Annotated in this window: 20 protein-coding genes; 4 read left to right on the plus strand and 16 right to left on the minus strand. The window is 52.4% G+C overall.

What is annotated here, in order from left to right; genetic code table 11:
• Nucleotides 1–200 precede the first annotated feature (200 nt).
• A complete protein-coding gene (locus MKX98_RS32540) occupies nucleotides 201–1,238 on the plus strand; it encodes an LLM class flavin-dependent oxidoreductase (RefSeq protein WP_339220493.1) in 1,038 nt (345 codons plus the stop codon).
• A gap of 64 nt (nucleotides 1,239–1,302) precedes the next feature.
• Here the strand turns inward: MKX98_RS32540 and MKX98_RS32545 are convergent, their stop codons facing one another.
• From MKX98_RS32545 to uxaC, 16 genes are all read right to left on the minus strand, one after another.
• Complete coding sequence (locus tag MKX98_RS32545) at nucleotides 1,303–2,061, minus strand: SDR family oxidoreductase (RefSeq protein ID WP_071218728.1); 759 nt, start codon at nucleotides 2,059–2,061, stop codon at nucleotides 1,303–1,305.
• Nucleotides 2,062–2,169: 108 nt separating this feature from the next.
• Nucleotides 2,170–2,922, minus strand: a complete 753-nt coding sequence (locus tag MKX98_RS32550; protein WP_339220495.1) for a glucose 1-dehydrogenase — start codon at nucleotides 2,920–2,922, stop codon at nucleotides 2,170–2,172.
• 18 nt (nucleotides 2,923–2,940) lie between these two features.
• The gene (locus MKX98_RS32555; RefSeq protein ID WP_339220497.1) at nucleotides 2,941–3,405 is read right to left on the minus strand and encodes a MarR family transcriptional regulator; all 465 of its coding nucleotides are present in this window, start codon (nucleotides 3,403–3,405) and stop codon (nucleotides 2,941–2,943) included.
• Nucleotides 3,406–3,759: 354 nt separating this feature from the next.
• Nucleotides 3,760–4,401, minus strand: a complete 642-nt coding sequence (locus MKX98_RS32560; RefSeq protein WP_339220499.1) for a nitrite reductase — start codon at nucleotides 4,399–4,401, stop codon at nucleotides 3,760–3,762.
• Between the two features lie 87 nt (nucleotides 4,402–4,488).
• Complete coding sequence (locus MKX98_RS32565; protein WP_339220501.1) at nucleotides 4,489–6,918, minus strand: heavy metal translocating P-type ATPase; 2,430 nt, start codon at nucleotides 6,916–6,918, stop codon at nucleotides 4,489–4,491.
• A gap of 36 nt (nucleotides 6,919–6,954) precedes the next feature.
• A complete protein-coding gene (locus MKX98_RS32570; RefSeq protein WP_194540064.1) occupies nucleotides 6,955–7,155 on the minus strand; it encodes a cation transporter in 201 nt (66 codons plus the stop codon).
• A gap of 287 nt (nucleotides 7,156–7,442) precedes the next feature.
• Nucleotides 7,443–7,766 (minus strand): metal-sensitive transcriptional regulator, encoded by a 324-nt coding sequence (locus MKX98_RS32575; RefSeq protein ID WP_071218722.1) that lies wholly within the window; start codon nucleotides 7,764–7,766, stop codon nucleotides 7,443–7,445.
• Nucleotides 7,767–7,937: 171 nt separating this feature from the next.
• Entirely contained in the window at nucleotides 7,938–8,483 is a 546-nt protein-coding gene (locus MKX98_RS32580; protein ID WP_339220505.1) for a hypothetical protein, read from the minus strand.
• 215 nt (nucleotides 8,484–8,698) lie between these two features.
• The gene (locus tag MKX98_RS32585) at nucleotides 8,699–10,786 is read right to left on the minus strand and encodes an alpha-glucuronidase family glycosyl hydrolase (RefSeq protein ID WP_339220507.1); all 2,088 of its coding nucleotides are present in this window, start codon (nucleotides 10,784–10,786) and stop codon (nucleotides 8,699–8,701) included.
• A 197-nt stretch (nucleotides 10,787–10,983) separates the two neighbouring features.
• Complete coding sequence (locus MKX98_RS32590) at nucleotides 10,984–12,000, minus strand: endo-1,4-beta-xylanase (protein WP_194540067.1); 1,017 nt, start codon at nucleotides 11,998–12,000, stop codon at nucleotides 10,984–10,986.
• Between the two features lie 156 nt (nucleotides 12,001–12,156).
• The gene (locus MKX98_RS32595) at nucleotides 12,157–13,092 is read right to left on the minus strand and encodes a carbohydrate ABC transporter permease (RefSeq protein WP_113057829.1); all 936 of its coding nucleotides are present in this window, start codon (nucleotides 13,090–13,092) and stop codon (nucleotides 12,157–12,159) included.
• A gap of 52 nt (nucleotides 13,093–13,144) precedes the next feature.
• Nucleotides 13,145–14,008 (minus strand): ABC transporter permease subunit, encoded by an 864-nt coding sequence (locus MKX98_RS32600; RefSeq protein WP_233355146.1) that lies wholly within the window; start codon nucleotides 14,006–14,008, stop codon nucleotides 13,145–13,147.
• 276 nt (nucleotides 14,009–14,284) lie between these two features.
• Nucleotides 14,285–15,970, minus strand: coding sequence for an ABC transporter substrate-binding protein (locus tag MKX98_RS32605; protein WP_220687205.1), 1,686 nt, complete (start codon nucleotides 15,968–15,970; stop codon nucleotides 14,285–14,287).
• Nucleotides 15,971–16,203: 233 nt separating this feature from the next.
• Nucleotides 16,204–17,946, minus strand: a complete 1,743-nt coding sequence (locus MKX98_RS32610; RefSeq protein ID WP_339220510.1) for a sensor histidine kinase — start codon at nucleotides 17,944–17,946, stop codon at nucleotides 16,204–16,206.
• Complete coding sequence (locus MKX98_RS32615; protein WP_339220511.1) at nucleotides 17,943–19,553, minus strand: response regulator transcription factor; 1,611 nt, start codon at nucleotides 19,551–19,553, stop codon at nucleotides 17,943–17,945. Before MKX98_RS32615 ends, MKX98_RS32610 begins: the two co-directional genes overlap by 4 nt.
• Before the next feature lie 111 nt (nucleotides 19,554–19,664).
• Nucleotides 19,665–21,068: a glucuronate isomerase gene (uxaC, locus tag MKX98_RS32620; RefSeq protein WP_339220513.1), complete on the minus strand. Its 1,404-nt coding sequence runs from the start codon at nucleotides 21,066–21,068 to the stop codon at nucleotides 19,665–19,667.
• 87 nt (nucleotides 21,069–21,155) lie between these two features.
• Here uxaC and MKX98_RS32625 point away from each other — a divergent pair, with 87 nt between their 5' ends.
• From MKX98_RS32625 to MKX98_RS32635, 3 genes are all read left to right on the plus strand, one after another.
• A complete protein-coding gene (locus tag MKX98_RS32625; RefSeq protein WP_339220515.1) occupies nucleotides 21,156–21,833 on the plus strand; it encodes a GntR family transcriptional regulator in 678 nt (225 codons plus the stop codon).
• Nucleotides 21,834–21,953: 120 nt separating this feature from the next.
• Nucleotides 21,954–23,051, plus strand: coding sequence for a mannonate dehydratase (gene uxuA, locus MKX98_RS32630; RefSeq protein WP_194540074.1), 1,098 nt, complete (start codon nucleotides 21,954–21,956; stop codon nucleotides 23,049–23,051).
• Nucleotides 23,048–23,983, plus strand: coding sequence for an SDR family oxidoreductase (locus tag MKX98_RS32635; RefSeq protein WP_339220516.1), 936 nt, complete (start codon nucleotides 23,048–23,050; stop codon nucleotides 23,981–23,983). Before uxuA ends, MKX98_RS32635 begins: the two co-directional genes overlap by 4 nt.
• Nucleotides 23,984–24,025 lie beyond the last annotated feature (42 nt).

Raw genomic sequence — 24,025 nt, forward strand, 5'->3', positions numbered from 1 at the left:
CCTCTTAATGCGGTCTGGCTTCTGTGGAGGTTCAGCGATGTATATTTTTCTTATGGATTAAGTAGGTATATAATGTTCGTTATATAGGGATACCAACTATCGATAAATAGGTTTCTTTTTTTCCGGCATCCACTTAGACGGTTGTCTTCTCCCTATATAACAACTTACCGTGCAGTGCACGAATAAGGAGGTCATTCAATATGACAGAACCCCATCTTGATCATACAGCGCCCAAAACGCTTCGCGATATCCCTATTTCCATTCTGGATCTCGCCCCGATTACAGCGGGCAGCACCGCTGCACAGTCGCTGCAAAATACGCTCGATCTGGCCCAGCATGCCGAGAAGTGGGGGTATAACCGCTACTGGCTTGCCGAACACCACAATATGCCGGGAATCGCCAGCTCGGCCACTTCGGTCGTCATTGGCCATGTCGCCGGGGGCACGAGCAAGATCCGCGTCGGAGCCGGCGGCATTATGCTGCCGAACCACGCTCCCTTGGTCATAGCCGAGCAGTTCGGCACCCTGGAATCGCTCTATCCCGGCCGGATCGATCTCGGCTTAGGTCGTGCGCCGGGATCGGATCAGCTCACATCTCGGGCGCTTCGCCGCGGTCCCGGCAGCGACGGGCAGGACTTCCCGGATCGCCTCGGCGAGCTGCGGAATTACTTCCAGCCCACCTCAGGCTCGTCCATGCGTATCCGGGCGATTCCCGGCGAAGGTTTGCATGTACCGATCTGGCTGCTCGGCTCCAGCGGTTTCAGTGCGCAGCTGGCAGGACAGCTGGGGCTTCCGTTCTCTTTTGCGAGCCACTTTGCCCCGGATTATCTGATGGCCGCGCTCGACCTGTACCGCACCAGCTTCCGTCCTTCATCCGAGCTGAGCAAGCCTTATGCCATGATCGGCGTGAACGTGATCTGTGCCGATACCGATGAGGAAGCACGGCGCCTGGCTACCTCGCCGTACCAGCAGTTCCTGAATATCATCCGCGGCCGCACCGGCCAGCTGAGTCCGCCGGTGGACAGCATGGATGATCTATGGAACCTGCAGGAGCAGGCCATCGTGAAGCGCCAGCTGAGCTTCTCTGCCATCGGCAGTCCCGCAACCGTCCGCGCGCAGCTGGAGCAGTTCCAGCAGTCAACGAATGCGGACGAAATCATTGTCGCGGCCGCCATCTATGATCATGAGGCGCGCCTGCGTTCTTATGAGCTGCTGGCGGATGTCGTCGGCATCAAATAAATGCTATACCAAAAAGACCAGTCAAACCCGGTATTCCGGTGCTTGACTGGTCTTTTTTTATATCTTACAGCGTCAATCCGCCATCAATCGTAACCAGCGAGCCTGTCATGTAGCTGGAGCCTGGGGAAGCCAGGAAAGCAACCACGTTCGCGATTTCATCCGCCTCAGCCGGGCGCCCCATCCGCATGTTGCCCACTTCCTCAGGCACGTAGCCCCCTTCCATGAAGGACTTGGCTACCGCTGCCGTAAGCGGCGTCTGAACGCCTCCCGGACAAATCGCGTTCACGCGAATGCCCTGCTTCACGTATTCCAGCGCTGCTCCCTTCGTCAAGCCCACCACCGCATGCTTGCTTGCCGAATAAGCGGCTGCACTGTGCTCGCTGCGGATACCTGCCGTGGAAGCGGTGTTCACGATATGTCCGCTGCCCTGCTCCTTCATGACTTTCAACACATACTTCATGCCGAGGAAAGCACCCTTAACGTTCACGGACATTTGACGGTCAAATTCGTCCTCGTCGATATCATCCAGCATCGAAAACTTCTGCACGATGCCTGCATTGTTGAAGAAGAAATCGATTCGGCCGTATGCTTCGACCGCCCTGTTCACGTAGTTCTGGACATCTTCAGTTTTCGTCACGTCCGCTTGCACGAAGATGCCCTCTCCGCCCTGCTCCTTGATCAAACGCAGCGTTTCTTCGCCGGCTTCCTTGTTGAAATCGACGAGTACTACCGCTGCACCGTTCTCTGCCAGTTTCAAGCTGCTGGCTCTGCCGATCCCGCTGGCTGCGCCGGTAATGACAGCGATCTGTTTGTTATCGGACATGAAACAACACTCCCCTTGACGAAAATATAAAATTAGTTCTAACCGAGTTTGTATCCCTATCGTTCTGTCGTCTATCGCTTATAAATACAGATCAATGGAAAGCATGATTTACTTCGCGAAATATCCCCCATCAATCGGCAGCTCAACGCCTGTAATATAGGAAGACTCATCCGAAGCAAGGAACAATACGCCGCGTGCGATATCTTCCGCTTTGCCCAGGCGCGGAAGCGGAGTCTGGGATTGGAACCACTGCATCATTTGCTCATCCTTGAACAGATCCACCGTCATTGGCGTTTCGATGTAGCCAGGGTGAACCGAATTGCAGCGGATGTTATGCTTCGCAAAGTCCACGGCCGTGGCTTTGGTCAGCATGCGTACCGCGCCTTTGCTTGCCGTGTAAGGACCGGCGCCGCTGCCCCCTGTCAGGCCGGCAATGGAGGAGATGTTGACGATGGAACCGCCGCCGGCTTCGATCATGTGCGGAATGACATATTTCTGACCGAGGAATATGCTCGTAACGTTAATCGACATCGTCTTCTCCCAGCCCTCTACCGTCAAATCCATGTACGGCGTTGCATTGGAGACACCCGCATTGTTGACCAGAATGTCGATCTTGCCGAATTTTTGAACGGTCTCGTCCACGACACGAACCCAGTCTTCCTCGGAAGCTACATTGTGCTTGAATCCGATCGCCTCGCCGCCAAGGGCTTCAATCTCGGCTACGACGTCTTTGATCTTGTCTTCCTGTAAGTCCGTAATCGCAACCTTGGCTCCCTCCTGCACAAACAAAAGAGCGTCAGCTTTACCCATCCCACCTGCTGCACCTGTAATGATGGCTACTTTATTGTCTAATCTCCCCATGGGAAACCCTCCTGAATATTAGTCGTTGGTTTGGCTATCTTCTGTGGACTGCCCGATCTTAAGCTGCAAATGTTCAATCATCTTCTCGTATGAAGCGATTAACACATCCATCTCCTGATCCGAGATATCCGACCATAATCCCTCATTTAATTCACGGTACTTCGCAATCATCCGGGCTTCAACTTCACGGCCCTGCTCCGTAATCTTAAGATAGACCTGACGCCTGTCCTCGCTTGACGCCACCCGTTCGATATAACCCTTGCTGACCAGCTTGTTGCTCAAGTTGGTCACAGCCGAAAGCGTAACATTCAAGGCATTGGCAAAATACGAGCTGGTCTGCTGCCCCTCATACGCCAAGGTCTGAAGCACGTAGTACTGCGGGCCGGTCAAATCATTGTCCAGAATCTTGGCATAGTTCGCCACAAGCGTCATCATCTGACGGGCAACCATGTTAGATAATTGTTCCCTCTTATCCAGTTTCATCACCTCGATGCACAACGAAGTCCTTACAAATATATTACAAATTTAAATAGTTAAAAGCTTTTAACAATCTAAATTGTATACCCTTTCACATCGATCGTCAACCACGATAAAATGCCCAATATGGTTGTTATTCCCACTGTCCTCATCCATAAAAAAGCTCCCGTGTCGCAATTAGAGAAGACAAAATGCGTTCAGAGTTGATCTCGCGAGATCGATCCAAGCAGGGATTCCAGTGGTTAGCGTGTTCTAATCTATATAGAAAAAAGAGCACCCTCAGGTGCTCTTGAAAGTATATCCATCCTCGTTTCGGCGTATCCTATTCACCCGAAAGGTGATGCCTGTTAAGCCTTACGTTTACCCTGCCGTATCTATCCGTGCATCCAGTGTGAGTTGACGCAGCTGCTCGAGCGTCATGCGATCCACGAAGCGGGAGAACTTCTCTTTCTTCTTGCCGTTCTCCTGATAGACGGCGATCAGCTTCTGGATGATCGGAGCCAGCTGATCCGGCGCTAAATCCGTGTGCAGCGGCTTCGCCAGAGCAGCCTTCAACCCTCTCGGCTCTCCACCAACATAGATATCATAGGTATTCCTCATCTTCATTACGGCAATATCTTTCAGCAGCGGTTCGCTGGTGCCAAGCGCGCATCCTGCGTAACCGATCTTTAGCGGATTGGGTACAGGATGATCGGCGATTGCTTCATCCAGCATCTTTGCAACATCCAGTCCCGAATCCTCCGCTCCCCGGCAAAAGTTGCAGGTGATCAGGCTCTTGGAGACAAAGCCGGCGGGATGAACCTGAAGTCCGGCAGCTTCCAGCTTCACCTTGGCTTCTTCCACCCGCTCTGCATCCATCTCCACGTAGAGCTGCTTAAAGGTAGTCATCTCAATACGGGCGTCATCGCCCACGATGGAGCCCAATACGGCCAGCTGATCCGGGCGGAACAGCGTTCCGCCCACTTCAAAGCCGGGTGTCACTGCAAATTTTTGCATGGCCAAATGTCTACACTCCCATCAAGTTACCCAAATATCGTTCTCTGGCTCGATTACCAATCATACTCTATATAAAAGGTCTGCCAGCTTTCGTTATACCTTCATCCGCTGCAGGCGAAGGGCATTCAGCACGACCGATACAGAGCTCAGTGCCATGGCGGCCCCGGCCACCCAAGGTGCCAGAAGCCCGATGGCGGCAACCGGAATGCCAAGCGAGTTATAGCCCAGCGCCCAGAACAGGTTCTGACGGATGTTGCTCATCGTCTTGCGGCTCATGTAGATGGCATCCGGAATGCTGTTCAGGTCGCCCTTCATCAGCGTCACGTCAGCGGCTTCCATTGCCACATCCGTACCTGTGCCGATGGCCATGCCGATATCGGCAACCGCAAGGGCCGGCGCATCGTTAATGCCGTCGCCCACCATGGCGACCTTCTTGCCCTGCTGCTGGAGCTTTTTCACTTCATCCGCTTTGCCTTCCGGCAGAACCTCGGCACGCACATGGTCGATGCCAACCTGCTTCGCGATGGCCTGTGCCGTGCGTTCATTGTCCCCGGTAATCATAATGACCTCAATGCCCATTTCTTTCAATCTCGCTACGGCAGCACGGGACGTCTCCTTGATCGTATCTGCCACAGCCACAAGACCTGCATATTGGCCGTCTACAGCCGTCAGCATAGCAGTCTTGCCCTCGGTTTCAAGCTCCGACATTCTGCCGAGGATCGAATCAATCGGCACGTTATGCTGTGCCATCAGCTTACGTGTGCCTACCAGCACCTCATGTCCTTCCACGCTGGCACGGATGCCGTAGCCTGGAATGGCTTCAAAATGCTCCGCAGCCGGAAGCCGCGTTCCTTTATCTTCAATCCCGGCCACAATCGCTTCGGCAAGCGGATGCTCGGAGCTCTTCTCAGCTGATCCGACCAGACGAAGGAACAGCTCTTGATCAAAGTTATGAACTTCCACATCGGTTAACTCAGGTTTCCCTTTTGTTACCGTTCCTGTTTTATCCAGAATAATCGTGTTGATTTTATGGGTAGACTCCAGATGCTCCCCGCCCTTGAACAGAACGCCCAGTTCTGCAGCGCGGCCCGACCCGGCCATGATCGAGGTCGGTGTAGCCAGACCCAACGCACACGGACAAGCAATAACCAGAATCGCGATGGCAATTTCTAACGATTGCGCGAAATTACCAGGCGTTACCCAGAAGTACCATACGAGGAAGGCAACAATCGCAATGCCCACCACGATCGGAACGAAGATGCCGGAGATGACATCAGCGACCCGCTGAATCGGAGCCTTGGAACCTTGGGCTTCCTCAACCACCTTGATAATTTGCGCTAGAGCGGTCTCTTTACCCACTTTCGTCGCTTCAAGCGTCAAGCGCCCGTTCTTGTTTATGGTGGCGCCGATGACGGCGTCGCCCGCTTTTTTCTCAACCGGAATGCTTTCACCTGTCAGCATCGACTCATCTACCGCCGACGTGCCCTCGACCACTTTACCGTCCACCGGGATTTTCTCACCCGGCTTCACCAATACAAGATCACCCACCAGGACCTGTTCCACCGGGATAGTCATCTCCTGACCGTCACGAACGACCAGCGCCGTTTTGGCTTGAAGCCCCATCAGGGTTTTGATAGCCTCCGAGGTACGGCCTTTGGCCAGGGATTCAAACAGTTTCCCCATAATGACCAGCGTGATCAGCACCGCACTCGTTTCATAGTACATTTCGGGCCCATGGTGTGCATTTGCTCCGGCAGCGGCCCAATCGATCGTTAAATACAGACTGTAGAAATAAGCTGCCGAGGTACCGAGCGCGACCAGAACGTCCATATTGGCGCTTTTGTTGCGGAGAGCCTTATAGGCTCCCACGTAGAACTGTTTTCCGATAAAAAACTGTACTGGCGTGGCCAGGATCAGCTGGAACCAAGGGTTCATGAACAGATCCGGCATCCAGATCCAGGAGGTGAAGGAGAAATGGCTCACCATGGCCCAGAGCAGCGGCAGCGACAGAATCGCCGACAGGAGCAGCTTCCGCTTTTGCTTGGTGATGGCCTCCTTGCGGTGACCTTCCTGATCAAGCGTCTCCTGTTTGGAAACCGCCTGATACCCGAGCTTCTCCACACGCTGTTGAATATCGCTAAGGCTTACCTCTGCGGGATTGAATTCCACCCGGGCCGTCTCCAGCGCAAAATTGACGTTGGCCTGATTAACACCTGGCATCTTGCTTACCACTTTCTCGATTTTCGTAGCACAGGCGGCGCAGTACATGCCAATCAGCTGCAGGTCCACGGTTTCCTTTGCCGTTCCGTAACCCAGCTTTTCAATTTTCTCTTCCATCTGCTGGACGGAAACCACATTCGGATCAAATGTAACCGACGCTTTTTCCAGCGCAAAATTCACATTCGCTTCCTGGACGCCCTCCATTTTACTTAGACCCTTCTCAATCCGATTCGCACAGGCGGCACATGTCATACCCGTTAACTGCAGCGACGTTTTCTTCTGTTCCATTGTTCCTGCTCCCATCTTCTCCTCACCCCTCTTCATCCTCGTGCCGTTTGATTAAACTACGTTATATCCTTGTTCCTCGATAATTTCTTTGATTTTATCCAAGTTGATTTTGCCTGCGTCATATTTCACGGAGACCGTGCCTGCCTTCAAATCCACATGTCCCTCGATGTTCTCATTCTTTAAAGCTCCCTCAATGGAATTCACGCAATGCATGCAAGACATACCTTCAACTTTTATTGTTACCTGTTCCATGTTCAATCTCTCCTTTGGGTTATGAATTATTTTGAGCAGCCCTTCTAAAAGCGTGCCCGGAATTAGTTTTGAACGGGTTGTTCTCGTTTCTTGATGTTAGTATACCCCCCTACCCTATATATAGTCAATGGGTTTTCTCATTTTTTTTGAAAAATAAGTCGTCGCTATGATTTAACCGCATAACCGTGCGGTATTGTTCACCCTGAATAAACACTTACTGCCACCTTTAGAAGGTGGCAGCTCCATGGAAAGTCATCATAACCAGACCGTCTCCAGTCAGAATTCCATTATTTCATTAACTTGTTCATGGTTGTTAACAACTCGGTTATAACCTCATCGTCGCCTTCCTGCAGGCGCTCCACCACACAGCTCTTCATATGATGCTCAAGCAGCAATTTGCTGACGCCGTTCAAGGCCGACTGAATCGAGGAGATCTGGTTTAATACATCGTCACAGTACGTATCCTTCTCAATTAAGCCTTTCACGCCGCGAATCTGTCCTTCAATTCGGTTCAACCGGCTGACGAGGTTGCTTTTTGTTTTATCGGAATGATGGCTCTTCCGTTCACTGGTTACTGCGCATGCATCATGTACATGTTTCTCGACTGTCATACCCATTCCCCCCTTGATCACTACTTCATCTTATTCTAACCCTATTCTCAGTATATCATATAGCCCCCCACCCTATAAAGCCCAGCTTCTGAAATGAAGTCCATCTCTTTAACAACATGCCGTTCTGTAGATCCTGGTTTTTGCACACAAAGATTATCGCCCTGTCCTGAATCACTTGCCAGAGGACGCGTAGTAACTATCAAGAAACAAAAGGGTGTCCGCGTACCCATCATGAAACATGGATGAAAAGATAAAAATATTCCGCGCCTCTTCTTCTGTTTCGGGCGCATTTTTCTCGAGGAACTTTCCTTTTTTATAGTCATAGAAGTAATCCAGGATATCATCGGACTGTGATGGCTCATATTGCTCCCCATATCGTTGTTTGATCTCGTCTATTTGCATTCCTATTTCAGCACCGCGCGTTGTTTGATAATGACCTTTCGATTCTTCCTCCATCCTGATCGCGACAACGGCATCATCTCTGTAGAACACCGCGATGCCGGAGTCGTAATCAAATACGCCCCTGGCATGCTCTTGGCCTTTCCCAAGCACTTCTTCAGCTTCCGCACGATTCATGCCGTAAAATACCTTCTGGCCATTGTCTAACCGCACGATTCCCATATCTTCTGCGGTAAACTTCTCTTTAGGCTTATCGCTTCCACTGCAGCCTCCGAAGACCAGGATCAACAATATCAACAAGCAGAAGTATCTAATCATGTACTCCTCCTCCTTTGGAGTTTTTTTACAAGATTTTACCGTATAAAACTTTGCACAGGGCATTATTTTTTACCTGGGAAGTATGTCATCAAAAGTGCATGCTCACAAAAGGTTCAGCATTCGAACAGTATTCAGCCAAGAAAAAAGATGCCCCATCAGTTCCGAAATCTGATGGGGCACCCCCCTATATTTTCGTATTCAGTTATAAAATGAACTTAATATATCGTCCGCCCCTGTTCATCCGGCACGCCGGATTTACGGAAGAAATACGTGTTGATCACATCCCGCCAATGCTTCGCATGCTGGGCTTGATCCGTGAGCCGCTCCTTCACTTGAACGAAGCGCTCCGGATCAACCTTTCCTTCCAATGAGGTCCACGCCTCAAGCAGTCCTGCCGCTGCTTCCGCCCCGCCAAAATGTGAGTCATAGATATGCTGAATCACCGTTTTGCCGGATTTCAGCACATGGGAATACGGCACATGATGGAAGAACAGCAGCAGCTCGTCAGGACAATCCGCCAGAGAATCATATCGGGCCTTATTCGGCCCGAAATACTGCGCGGTATAGCCTGTGCCCGATGTCACCGTGCGATCGACGCCCATCCCGTCCCGATCGGCGAAATGGTACGTGCCCCACCTTGAATATTCATAGCCGTCCACATCCGGACCGTAATGCGTATGCGGCGTAATCATCCAGCCCACCCCGAGCGGGGCGGTATAGCTTTCATAGATCGGCCACGATTGCATCAGCATGTCGCATACCGTATGGACCACCGTGTCGTCATTGCCGAAGGCCAGCCTCGTCCATTCATCCGCGATCCCCTCGGAGGACAATTCCGGATCCCAGACCAGACGTCCGAAGCCATACAGATTCGCCTGTGCCAAGGTGTGTCCCGTCCAGTTCTCATCATTTCCGATGTTGGAAACGGCGGCGATCCCGCTGTATTTCATGTCGTGCAGCGAACCGTTCACGATCTTCTTCACCTCGGACCCCGACCCATTCGCATAGGTATCGAAATCCAGCACCTCTTTCCACTGCGGCACCAAATAGCATACGTGGCGCTGCTGCCCCGTATATTCCTGGGCGACCTGAAACTCCAGCACTTGATTGGTCTCTTTCATGCTGCCGAACAGCGGCGACACCGGTTCCCGCACTTGAAAGTCCATGGGCCCGTTCTTAATCTGCAGCAGCACATTGTCCTTAAACCTGCCGTCCAGCGGGGTAAAATGATCATAGGCCGCCCGCGCTCGGTCTGTGCTGCGATCGCGCCAATCCTGCATGCAGTTGTATACGAAGCAGCGCCAGATGACGAGCCCGCCATGCGGCTCCAAGGCCTCAGCGAGCATATTGGCGCCATCGGCATGGTCCCTTCCATAGGCAAACGGGCCGGGGCGATGCTCCGAATCCGCCTTCACCAGGAAGCCGCCGAAGTCCGGGATATGATCATAAATCTCATCCGTCGTATCCTTCCACCACTGTCGAACCTCTTCGCTCAGCGGATCGGAGGTCGATACGCCGCCGATATGCAGCGGAGCCGCAAAGTTAATGCTCAAGTACAATGAAATGCCATATTCCCGGAAGATATCCGCGACCTTCGCAATCGTCGGCAAATATTCCGCGGTAATGAACTTCGTCTCGATCTCATGCACATTGACGTTATTAATGGAGATGGCATTCAATCCCACGGAAGCCAATAAGCGGGCGTAGTCTCTTACGCGATCCAGATTTTCGGTGAACCGTCCGTTTTCGTAAAAAATCGAGTGGCCCGAGTACCCGCGTTCCACCGAGCCGTCGGCATTGTCCCATTGATTGATCATCCGCAGTCCGTTCACTGGCTGCTCGGTCACCTTCAAACCGGTTAACGGTTGGTGGGAGGCCAGCAATCTCAATAAATGAAACACCCCATATAATACCCCTTTGCCCGATCCACCGGTCAGTACCAGCTTTTCCTGCTTCCCTTGGATTGAATGCTCCAACTGAAAGCCTTCTGCGCCTAGCTGGTCTGCCATCAGGCTCCTATCCTCACCTGAGCCGACCCCATCTAGTTCTCCCATGCCGGGTTCGGTTGATGTCGAGATGCGCACCTCGAAGTAAAATGAAGACGGGGCCTCGGACGTGATGACCGGGACAATACCCAGCATGGATTGGCACGCCCTCTTCAGTTCCTCCATGGCGGCGTTCGCAACCCGCGACTGCTGCAGGTCCGCTACAATCGTGCCGAGCAGTCTGCTGTATCCGGAGGCAAGCTCCCGGTCCTTGATGGGCGCATACTGCAGCCACGCTTTATATAAAGTGCTGTTCAATGTCAGTTCCTCCTTCTTTGGTCAAAAGTCAGTGCCATCTCTTCGGATTGCCGTTGTTATAAACCCCCGCTTCCCGTCAAGACCAAAATACAGATGCCGGCCACAAGGACCGGCAACATGACAAGCTGAAGGGAGCCTTAATCGCTTATATTGCTTTCTATTTGATTAGGATGAAGACTTGATCCGTCCAAGACGGATTACACCTTGACCATATGCTCCACCAAGCGATGAAACGCCGGTTTCGGCTGATGCCGCTCATCGAACAGGAAGGGCCAATTCTTCCGCCCCCGTACCGGGAAATTGTCCAGCCAAGTGTAATCGTCGGCAGCTCCCCAGAAGGTAACGGACGTAATATGATCCCGGTACTCCTTCAGAATGCCAAACATCGCCTCATACCGCTTGGCTTGAGCCTCCAGAAGTTCTTCCGGCGCTTCGGTCAGATCCTTCCGCTTGTCTTCAAACCGGAACATCGATACATCGAGCTCGGTGAGTTGAAGCTGCAGGCCGAGCGATGCATACTTCTCGATCGCGGAGCGGATATCATCAAGAGCCGGATCGTACAGATTCCAGTGCGCCTGCAATCCTATGCCATGGATCGGCGTTCCTTGATCCAGCAGCGACTTGACCAGCGTATGGATTTTGTCCCGCTTGTGCGGGTGGGACTCATTGTAATCGTTATAGAACAACAACGCCGCCGGGTCGGCTTCATGAGCATACTCGAATGCCTTGGAGATGAACTCCGGACCCGCAATGTCCAGCCACTTGGACGGACGGAGAAGTTCGGCGCCTTCATCCGCAATTACTTCGTTGACAACGTCCCAGGCGTAAATATCGCCCTTGTACCGCTTTACGACCGTGTCGGTATGCGACTTTAACCGTTGGTACAGCGTGGCTTTATCCACCAGGTTCCCGTTCTTGTCTTCGAACAGCCAATCGGTTGTTTGGTTATGCCATACCAGTGTATGGCCGCGCATCTTCATTCCATGCTTGCGGGCGAAAGCGGCAAGCCGGTCCGCATCCTCGAACGTATACGTATCCTCCGCCGGGTGCACGCTGACAAACTTCATTTCATTTTCCGCCGTGATGCTGTTGAAATGATAGGATAGCAATTCCTCCTGCGTTTCGATCGTCCGCGGGTTCACGGCTGCTCCAATGAGAAAGTCATCCGCGAACATTTCCTTCAGCCTGGGTTCACTTCGCTGCGTGTTAGACATACGCAATCCCTCCTTGAATTTAGAGATCATAGCAAGATTGATGGTTTATGATCATGATGCAACGACATCGGTTGGTCGATAGCAGCCATCCAAGCATGCTCCAGACCATGCACGGAGCCGTGCACACGATGTACTTATTTGGCGACTCCAGCAGGCTTACCCTTTCACCCCGCCAAGGGTCATCCCTTGCACGAAGTATTTTTGCAGGAACGGATACACCAGAATGATCGGCACGCTGGCCACAATGGTCATCGTAGCCCGTATAGAGGTCGGGGTGACCTGGTTCGCACCGCTTTCCGAGCTTGCAAACTGGCTTGCATAGTCGTTGCCCGAATTCAGCGAGGAGTTCGAATTCTGGAGTATTTTCATCAACTCATACTGCAGGGTGCTAAGCTCACTGTATGAAGAGTTATACAAGAATACGTCAAACCAGGAGTTCCACTGGGATACCGCCGTAAACAGCGATACCGTAGCAAGTACGGGCACGCATAGCGGAAGCACGATTTTCATGAAAGTCGTGAATTCACCGGCGCCGTCGATCCGGGCCGATTCCAGAATTCCCTCCGGCAGTCCTTCAATGAAGGAACGGATGACGATAACGTTAAACACGCCGATCAGACCCGGAATGATGTACACCGAGAAGGTCCCCAGCATGCCCAATTCGCGAATCAACAGGAAGTTCGGAATCAAACCGCCGCTGAAATACATCGTCAAGATGAAGGCAATCGATACGAATTTGCGCAGCACATATTCCGGACGGCTGATGGTATAGGCCACCATAGCACAGCAGAATACGGAAGTGATCGTACCGATCAACGTACGCAAAACCGAGATGAAGGTAGCGTGGAATATCGTGGCCTCGTTAAATACATATTTATAATTCTCCCACGTGAAATCCCGCGGCCATAAATAAATGCCGCCTTTTACCGAATCCGTCGCATGGTTGAAGGAAACCGCGAGCGTATTGATGAACGGGTACAACGTGACAATCATGAGACAGATCATGAACACAATGTTAAAGGTATCGAATAACCGGTCCGCGGGAGACTTGAACCGGGCGTGGGCCCGTGGTGAATCTGAAATCTTCGCCATATGAATCCTCCTGTACGTTTTCTGATAGAGAACGGTCCTCGCAAGCTTTCGCTTAGAACAATCGATCTTCGCCCAGTCTCTTCGCGATATGGTTGGCCGTGAACAAGAGTATGAAGCTGACGACCGTCTTGAACATGCCGGCTGCAATCGAGAGCGAGAAGTTGCCCATCTGAATACCGTATTTCAGCACGAAAATATCCAGGTTCTCGGAATAATCCACGTTCATGCCGTTACCAAGCAAATATTGCGGTTCAAAGCCGGATTCGAGCAGGTTGCCGATATTCATGATCAGCAGGATGATGAATACTGGCTTTAGACCCGGCAAGGTGATGTTCCAGATCCGTTGAAAGCGTCCGGCGCCATCGATTTCCGCCGCCTCGTACTGCGAGGGATCGATCATCGTCATGGCTGCCAAATATATAATGGTGTTCCAGCCGACATTCTTCCATACTTCCGAAACACCGAGTATTCCCCAGAAATATTCCCCTTCCCCAAGCCATAAGATCGGTTCCTTAATAATCCCGAACCACATGAGGAGTTCATTGATAATCCCGCCGTCTGCGGACAGAGCCGTCGAAATAATGCTCGCTGCCACAACCCAAGAGATGAAATGGGGCAAATAACTGATCGTCTGCACCACCCGTTTGAACATCAAATTACGCAGCTCATTGAGCAGGATCGCTAACACAATCGCCGTAACAAAACCTAAGACAAGGTTGATAAAACTCATGGCGAGCGTGTTGCGCATGACCCGGAGGAAGTGTTCGTCCTGAAACAGAAAGGTAAAATGCTGCAAGCCTACCCATTCCTGATCGAATATCTTCTTGGCCGGTTTAAAATCCTGAAACGCGATGGTCCAGCCCCATAGCGGCAGGTACTTAAAGACAAACAACCATATCAAAAAAGGGATCGACATGAAGACCAGCGCCTTCTGCTGCAGCAGCTTCTGGAAGAAGCTTTTTTCGCCTGATGGCGGTTTATCGTTCAAACCAGTATTGTTTTTCCGTTGTTTATTGAAGAAACCTTTCGATGCCGCCGGCGTTTCACGTAGCGCCGTCGTCTCTGCAGGTCCAATCGGGTTCGCCTTATCCACGGTTTCTTCTCCTTCCTATCCAGCCCGTACAATGGTTATAGAGGAGGAGGGGCGAATACAAACTTATCGAGTGGTCCGCCCCTGCTCTCCTCTTATCTATTATTGTCCTTGGGCATTTGCGATTTTCTTGGCTACTTCCTCAGTGATCAGATCCTCATATCCCTTCACGTCCAGCTTGCTGAACTCGCCCACGTATTCGTTCCATATGCCGTCAAACTCCGCAGGGTTGGCAAGAACCAGTTTCGGAAAGTATTTACGCTGCAAATCGCTTTTCTTCTGCGTGAAGATTTGGGCCGGTGACCCCTGATCGATCGGAATGCTCCAAGCCGGATACCATGGACGGTCGTCCGGTGCCGCAAACAGCTGCGAGAAGGAATCGATGTCGTATGCTTCAAGCAATTTCTTGTCCGGTTCGGAGTAAGACATTTTCGCAACCTCAGGCTGGCGTCCTGCACCCACGGAATTACCGTCAGAAAGCGTAGAACCGTTGCCGTAACGAGGCCAGTTGTATTCAAAGTACTTGAAGCCGAAGGACTCGCGGAAGGCTTCCGTATTGGTCTGTGCAATCTGCTCTTCCGTACGGTAGAAGCGGCCGTTCTCGTCTACGGAATACGTCTCGTCCTTGATGCCCCAGTTCGACAGAATTTGGTTCTCGTCCGTCAGCAGGTTGTTGAAATACTTCACGATGCGTTCCGGATCCTTCGCGCTGACAGAGATCCCTACGCCGCGGTTGTTCACAAAGGATGGCGGATCCAGATATTGATCCTTGGTATTCTCGTCGTATACGATCGGCAGCGCCATATATTCGAGATCGTCGTTACCCGATTTATTGGCTGTTTCGCGCAAGTTGTTCATCGCCTGGCCTACCTGCCATCTATAGTCGAAGAAGCCGAGCACCTTACCGGAAGTCAGCTTGGCAAGGTATTGATCATAATTGTCCACGAAAGAGGATTTATCGAACAGGCCTTCCGCATTCAGCTTGTTCAGCTCCTGCAGGTAACGCTTCGTAATGTCGTCGTCAGCGTAATCATTCGCTACGTGAGTCTCCATGTCGATGATGATGCCGCCATCGTTCGGATAACCGGCCAAGTGCATCGGGGCATTGGTCAGGGCAAAAAATTTATCCTGCGTCGTCAGTGCCAGATATCCGGTCAAGCCTTCCTCCGGATGCTTCTTCACGTAATCGCGAATCAGGTTCAGGTACTCGTCGAAGGTCTTGATTTTCGGGTAACCCGCTTCCTTCAGGACGCGGCGCTGAATCCAGAAGGCTCCTTGCTCGATATTGGGAGCCGACGTGTACTCTCCTACAACCGCACTTAACGGGAGGAAGTAAATGTTGCCGTCATCGGCTTTCATCAGATTGTAATACGGCTCGTACACACGCTTGATGTTAGGGCCGTACTTATCGATCAGGTCATTGAGCGGAATGAAGGCGCCCGCCCCGACCAGCTTATCGATCGAGCTCCCCGGCACAATTACATCGGGATAATCGTTGCTGGCAATGAATGTTCCCACCTTGGTGTTCTCGTCTCCTACCAAATGCTCCATTTTAAAATTCACGCCGGTTTGGTCTTCGAAAATTTTACCGATGGTGGTTTCGTTCGTATTTTTGTCTTTACCTGCTGCGGAGTTGAAATAGGTGAAGGTGACCTTCTCTTCTTTCTTCTCGCCTTCGCCGCCGGCAGCCGGTGCGTTATCCGCTGCCTCTTTACCGCCGCCGCAAGCCGCCAGAAGCGATACCATCATAACCATGGTCAGACAGCTTACCCAAAATTTCTTGTTCATGCTCTTGACCTACCCCTTTCGGTCTCGTTAATTTGTAAGCACTTTCATTATAAGAGAGCTCTGGAGCGATTTTCACCCGTCAATCTTTAGGTGATACTTTGAAAACTATAGAACCGTATCCCTGGTCGTGAAAAATGGCAGCTCTGCGGCCTTCGCCGCACCTCTCCTCCTGATTAACGAACAAATCCTGCTGTAGTCACTCCGAACCGGAGTGCCAAGCAGGATTTTCCCTGTTAGGTTTCGATGGGGATGGACAGTCTTATCCGGGTGCCTTGTCCAGGCGAGCTGGCGATTTCAAACTGGAACCGGCTTCCGTAATACAGCTTCAGCCGGTAAATCACGTTCTGAATGCCGATCCGCTCGCCCATCTCGTCCTCGGTATCCAGGTAGCGGTAGATAAGTTCCACCTGCTCAGCGGACATGCCTGCCCCGTTATCTTGAATGCTGCAGATAAGGCTTTGGCCCTCGCGCACAACCTGAACTTCAATGCGACCCCCGTGCTTGAGCGGCTCAATGCCATGAATGCTGGCATTCTCCACAAAAGTAACGATGGCCATCTTCGGTATTTGCAAATGTCCTTCCTCTGCAGGGGCGTGAACCGAGTAATCGATTTTGTCGCCAAACCGGTATTTCTGGATTTCAAGGAAACAGTGAATAAACTCCACCTCTTCCTTGAGTGTCACCATGTCTTTTTTCCAAACTAGGGAATTGCGGAAGATCTTAGCCATATTATGAATGATTTTTGCCGTCTCATCCTCATCCTTCATCAGACTGCGCATGCGGATGGTCTCCAAGGCGTTAAAGAGAAAGTGCGGATTAATCTGGCTCTGCAGAGCGTTCAATTGCGCATGCCGCCGCTGAAGCTCCAAATTCTTCTTCTGGATATCCGCCACGTACACGTCATTGATCAAGCTCTTAAGCTGCAGGGTCATCCGGTTGAATTCACCCGTCAGCTGACCGATCTCGTCATATGCCTCAGCCTCTTGGATCGTGTCGTAATTCTGGTTCTTGACCTTCTTCATATGCTTGAGTATCCGTACCAGACGCACGTTCAGGGAACGACTGATCCAGACAATCACCAAGGTCGGAAGCAGAAAGTTCAGGCAGGTCAGCACAATGACGAACCGCAAGGACTGATGCACGTCGCGCAACACCACATCCTCCGGCGTCACCGCCATGATCGTCCAGGTGTTTAGATTGTTGGTCGTGAACGTATCGGTGTGAAACTCCAGAAACCTGTCGCCATGCACGATGCTGCTGTACGGCACGGAACCCTGCATAATATCAACCTTAGGATCCGTGGTGTATTCGATATTTCCGGCACCGCTCAGCAGGTACACTTTGCCCTGCACATTCAGATTGCTCATGATCTGCCGAATCGAGGGCATCCGCATATCAATCTTGAGATACTTGGTATGATCATCCTGGGAACTGAAATAATTCATGCTTCGGATGATGCTGAAGCTGTCCAATTGGCCATTCTTGCCCGTACGCATCACAATCGGCTGGGTTACGTTTTTGCCCGCAATTGCCTTGTACCAGGCCTCTTCCTTCACCTGGTCGCTAATATAATTAATGCCGCCGGAATACAGCAGGGTCGGATTGTCCACATACACCGTAATCTCGCTGACCGAATTGTACACGGCGCTGCCCGAATTCAAAATGCGGCGGAGATAGGTATCATAAGCCTCGATATAATCGGCCGGATGATCGTACACCGTCTCCATGATCTCGTTCAACTGAATGTCCGTGTAGAAGACGGAGGAGATCTCCAGCGCATCCTCGACTTCACGACGGAACTCATTCTTCATCTGCTCAAGCGCCACCGTTATATCCTGGATCCGCTGCTCCCTCACGCTGCCGGATGTCACGTTGTAGAAGATGAGGTTGGTGACCAGGATTGGCAAGAATACGGCCAGAAAATACATCAGCAGCATCTTGTCCCGCAGACGGACATTATTCAAGCTTGGCTTCATCGATTCGCCCCTTCGGACGCGGCCTCCTTCATCAAGCGGCTCCGGTACTCGCTTGGCGTCATTCGCTCCAGCTTCTCGAATTGCGTGACGAAATAGTCCGGGTTGCCGAAGCCGACCCGTTCCGCCACCTCATAGATGCGCAGATCCGTCTGGCGCAGCAATCGCTTCGCTTCGTTTACGCGCAGCTGCAGCAGGAAGTCATTAAAGTAAATGCCATACGCCTTTTTGAAAAGCTGTCCCAAATACACCGGGTTCATATAGAACTTCCCTGCGATGCCCTTCAGGCTGATATTCTCATGATAATGGGCCTCGATATAAGCCCGGATCTTCTGGATTCCGCCCTTGTGCTGCTCCTTGCGAAGCTGCGCGATATAGTTCGCGCTCTCAATGGCGAATTCCGTGAACAACCGCTTCAGCCCCTGAAGCGACAAGTTGCGGTCATGCCATTCGGTCATCGGCTCCAAACTGGATAGCCGGCTCTGATCCCCGTCCATGCTGCCGAGCACCCGGACCACGCCCAGCACGCAGTGGTTGATTGCCGTCTTCACCGCTTCGGGAGCATACAACTTCTCCCGGAAAGATTCGAACAGCAGGCGAATCGTCACCTCCAACTTCTCGAAATGCAGCTCCTCGATCTGCTCCAGAAACTGCTCGTAAAGCCCCTCATCCAGCCCGATGTAGTGAAGGCCGTGCTGGGAGGCCTCCTCATGGATCACAACGCCGCTCTCATCATAGATATATTTGTACAGGAGTGATTCTTTGGCCGTTTCGTATGCCTCCTGAATGCGGGACAGCTGCAACACCGGTTGACCAAAATAAACAAAGATTCGTTCGTGGCCCGAATCGGCAAGCGATTGCTGAATGCGTCTGGCAAATCCCCGCTGACACCCCTGGAACGAGTGCAGGATGCTGCCCGGAACGATAATGCCGATTCGATTGCGATGCTCATGCAGGTAGAAGGGCTGTTCTCCATTCGAGATCGCAAGGAGAGCCGCCTCCACCCTGTCCTTGAATTCTGCTCTGCCATCGTCATTGCCGTTCGCCGCCGAAGCCTGCTGATAGTCATTCCGTTCGACAAAGACGTAGAACAGGCGACTCTCCGGCTGAAGCTCCAGGCGTTGCTCCCATTCCTGCAGCAGCGCCTCATCGGCTTCTCCTATAATGAGTGATTCCATCAGGGCCCCGGACAACAGCCTCTCTTCTCTCAAGCGAGCCTCGCGGTCTGATTTTAGCCGCTCGCTGAGCCGAACCAGCGCATGGCTGAATTCCGTCTCATCAATCGGTTTCAGAATGAAATCATGCACGCCATAACGGACGGCCTGCTGGGCATAATTGAAATCATCGTATCCGCTTACAATAATGAAATACGGCTTGATGATGTCCTTCGTGACGACATGCCTGATCAGCTCGAGTCCATCCAGCACCGGCATGCGGATATCGGTGATGACCACATCCGGTTGAAGCCGTTCAATCAGTTCCAGCGCATCTTCCCCGTTATCCGCCTCATCTACAATTTGAAAGCCGCAGGCTTCCCAATCAATCAGCTTCAGGAGCCCTTTGCGCGTAAACACCTCGTCATCCACCAATATCGCCCGGTTCCATTGCACGGTATGTCCCCCTCGCCTGTTCAAACACATCTGCTGTCACATATCTTCTACCTGACTATCAGCAAACGCTTTCATATAGTAAGTCTATTGTTCATGCTCCGCATGCAATTGTCAATGAATTTGAAAATAACGCTCGGCATTGTGGTAGCAAATATCCTGGATAATGGCACCGATATATTCATAATCCGCGGGCAGTTCCCCTTCCTTGATCCAATCGCCGAACAGGCGGCACAGCACTCTGCGGAAATATTCATGCCTCGGGAACGACATAAAACTCCTGGAATCGGTCAGCATGCCGACAAAGGTGCTGATCAGCCCCATGGAAGACAACGCGGTGAGCTGCTTCAGCATCCCTTCCTTTTGATCGTGGAACCACCAAGCGGAACCGAGCTGAAGCTTGCCCTCGACGCCAGCCGACTGGAAATTCCCGATCGTGGTAGCGATCATTTCGTAATGCGAGGAATACAGGCTGTACACAATGGTTTTCGGCAGCTGATCGTTCCTGTCGAGCCTGCTTAGAAAACCGTTCAGGCTTTCCGCCAGATGGAAATCGAGAATCGAGTCATACCCGCTGTCCTTGCCGATCTTCGAGAACATGCGCGCATTATTGTTCCGGATCGCCCCAATGTGCAGTTGCATGGTCCAGCCCTTGGCGTGATACATTTCTCCGAGCTTGAGCAGGGTATAGGTGCGATATTTCCGATCCTCAAGCGGTGTGAGGCTGCCCCCGCTGATCGATTTGCCGTAAATGTCCGCAACCTCTTGTTCATCGGCTTGTTCGAAAGGAAACGCGCCAAAGCCGTGATCCGACAGGCGACAGCCATGATCATGGAAATATTGAATCCGCTCCTGCAGGGCATCCAGCAATCCCTGATAGGTATCCACGGCTATACCGGCCGTTGTTCCCAGGTTCTGTGCATAGGTGGTGAAATCCGGGTTCGTGACATCCAGCACCCGATCCGGCCGGAATGCAGGGGCAACGATGGTCGATAATTCCCCATGATCCCGAATGGCCCGATGATACTCCAGCGAATCAACGGGATCATCTGTCGTGCAGGCCACTTTGACCTTGAATTTCTCCAGAATTCCGCCTGCCCGCAAGGCAGGGGCCTTCAGCTGCTCATTGCAAGCTTCCCAGATCTCCTTAGCATTATCAGCGGTCAACCGCTCTTGAATCCCGAAATAACGGGTCAACTCCAGATGGGTCCAGTGATAGAGCGGATTGCCCACCAAGCGCGGAACGCATTCCGCCCAGGCCATGAATTTGGCTTCGGCAGTGGCACTGCCTGTAATCAGCTCTTCGTCGACGCCAAGCCAGCGCATCGCCCTCCATTTATAATGGTCACCCTCCAGCCATAGCTCCGTCAGGTTATCGAATTGCCGGTTGGTGGCGATATCCTTCGGGTTTAAATGGTTGTGGTAATCGAATATCGGCATCCCTTCCGCATAATCATAAAAGAGTTTCTTTGCGCTGTTGCTGTTTAGGAGCAGGTTTTCCGTGTCCAAACGGCTCATGTGATCGCCCTCCGATTCTTATTTCGATTTTCAGTTCCATACTACCATACAAGTATGGTAGTATGGAATACATTAGGAGGTGATGCAGTGGTAGAATCTTTGCGATTACAGCCAGGATCGGCCGGAAATATCGTGTACTCCCGGCTTAAACAGCAAATTGTCAGTCTGGAGCTGCCGCCGGGAACGGCTTTATCCGAGAAGGAGGTTTCCCTATCCTTCGAGGTCAGCCGGACCCCGGTACGGGAAAGCTTTGTCCGTTTGGCCCAGGAGGACCTGGTTGTGGTGCTTCCCCAGCGCGGCACGCGCGTCTCGCTCATCGATTCGGAGTTGGTCGAGGAAGCGCGCTTCATGCGCGAGCAGCTGGAGAAAGCCGTGGTCCGGCTTGCCTGCGAAAGCTTTCCCGAGGATAAATTCGCCGAGCTGGAGCACAATCTGTCCGAGCAGCGCGAGAGCATCGAGAAGCATGACGGCAAGCATATGTTTGATCTGGATGAGGCCTTTCATCGTATTTTGTTCGAAGGCTGCCGTAAGGTCGGCACATGGAACGTGCTGCAGCAGATGAACGCTCATCTGAACCGGAGCCGGATGTTATGGTTGTCCGCCGATCCGAATTGGACCAACCTGTACGAGCAGCATCGGGAGATCGCGGACGCGATTTCACGTCATGACGCCGATCATGCCGAACGGGAAATGCAGGCGCATCTCAGCCTGATCATCTCCAATCTGGCCGTGCTGAAAGAGAAGCATCCCGATTATTTTAAATAAAGCAATCCAGGCGGATAAACTTATCCGTTCGCAGGCTTCCATCTTGGCGGTGCACTCGTAACTTGCAAAATTCCCAGCAGCTTTGCGTTAACTCCTTAAACTTGTAAAGGCGGTGAAGAAATGCGCATGGTATTCAGGTGGTTTGGCGAGGGCAACGATACGGTCTCGCTGGATCAGATTAGACAAATCCCCGGCGTGGAGGGCATCGTATGGGCACTTCACGATATTCCTGTCGGCGAGGAATGGCCGATGGAGCGAATTGAAGAAATCGCGGACCAGGCAAAAGCGTACGGCCTTCATATTGACGTCGTCGAAAGCGTCAATGTGCATGAGGATATCAAGCTTGGGTTGCCCTCGCGGGATCAGTACATAGCCAACTACATCCGGACGATTGAGAAATTGGGCCAGGTCGGCGTCAAGGTCATCTGCTACAATTTCATGCCGGTGTTTGACTGGGCTAGAACCGATCTCCATAAGCAGACTGCCGATGGATCGACGGCTCTCTTCTTTGAGAAGGCCAAGATCCACGGCATTGATCCGATGGAGCTGGTACAGACGATCAACCGAAACAGCACGCTTACGATGCCAGGCTGGGAACCGGAGCGCTTGGCGCATCTGACCTCCCTGTTCGAAGCATACCGCGGCGTTACCGAGGACGATCTGTGGCGCAACCTCGAATATTTCTTAAGCGCCGTCATCCCGGCTGCCGAGAAGAACGGCATCCGAATGGCTATTCACCCGGATGATCCGCCTTGGCCGATCTTCGGTCTGCCACGGGTCATTACCAGCCAGGAGAATCTGCGGAGATTCCTCAAGCTATACGATAGTCCGGCGAACAGCTTGACCCTGTGCAGCGGTTCGCTTGGCGCCAATCCGGATAATGACATCGTCTCCATGATCCATGAGTTCCATGACCGGATTCCATTTGCGCACATCCGGAATGTACGCGTCTTTGATAACGGCGACTTCATTGAAACGTCCCACCGTACCGAGGACGGTACCGTTGATATTTCCGGCATTGTGCAGGCCTATCATGACAACGGTTTCACCGGATATGTAAGACCCGATCACGGGCGGCATATATGGGGTGAGCAGTGCCGTCCGGGTTACGGTCTGTATGACCGCGCCCTCGGCATTATGTATCTCTGGGGGCTGTGGGACGCTTACAGCCGGGAGCGTGCGGGACGCGCAGCTCAGCTGAAGGAGGCCGTTCAATGAGTGAGGTAAATATCCATGCAACGGGTACATCTGAACCCGGACCAAGCGGAGTTTCTCATGAATCCACGCCGCAAGTGACGCCATCCCTTCCCATTCATCCGTCATTAAACGGGAAGACGGTTGTTATTACGGGCGGCTCCGGGGTGCTGTGCCGGGCAATGGCTTTGGAGCTGGGCCGGCAAGGTGCCAAGGTCGCCGTCTTGAATCGTACGGCCGAGAAAGGGCAGCAGGTGGCGGATGAAATTACGGCAGCCGGCGGTACAGCCATTGCCGTTTCCTGCGATGTAACGGATGTGGAAAGCGTCCGGCAAGCGGAAAAGGCTGTGCGCGAGTCTTTCGGACCTTGCGATATCCTCATTAACGGAGCCGGCGGTAACCGGAAAGACGCGAATACAACCAACGAAATTTTCCGTCCGGAGGATGTGGGGCAGCCGGATCTGACAACCTTTTTCGGGTTAAGCGTACCTGGCTTCCGCAGCGTATTCGATTTGAACTTCATCGGCACGCTGATACCGACGCAAGTCTTTGCGGAAGGGATGCTGGGACGTCCCGGGGCCGTCGTGCTGAATATCTCGTCCATGAGCGCACCCAGCCCGATGACCAAGGTCCCGGCTTACAGTGCAGCCAAAGCGGCCATCAACAACTTCACGCAGTGGCTGTCCGTGCACCTCGCGGAATCCGGCATTCGCGTGAACGCGATCGCGCCAGGCTTCTTCCTGACCGAGCAGAACCGCAATCTGCTGACCCATAGCGACGGTTCATTAACCGAGCGCTCTCATAAAATCATCTCCCATACCCCCATGAGACGGTTCGGCGTGCCGGAGGATCTGCTCGGCACCCTGCTCTGGCTTGTGGATGATCAGACCTCCGGATTCGTCACCGGAACGGTGATTCCCGTAGACGGCGGCTTCATGGCTTATTCCGGCGTATAACGGATTGTTATGCAGCAGGGCCGACTTAAGATCCTATGATCT

The sequence above is a fragment of the Paenibacillus sp. FSL W7-1332 genome, assembly GCF_037969785.1.
Lineage (GTDB): Bacteria > Bacillota > Bacilli > Paenibacillales > Paenibacillaceae > Paenibacillus_AQ.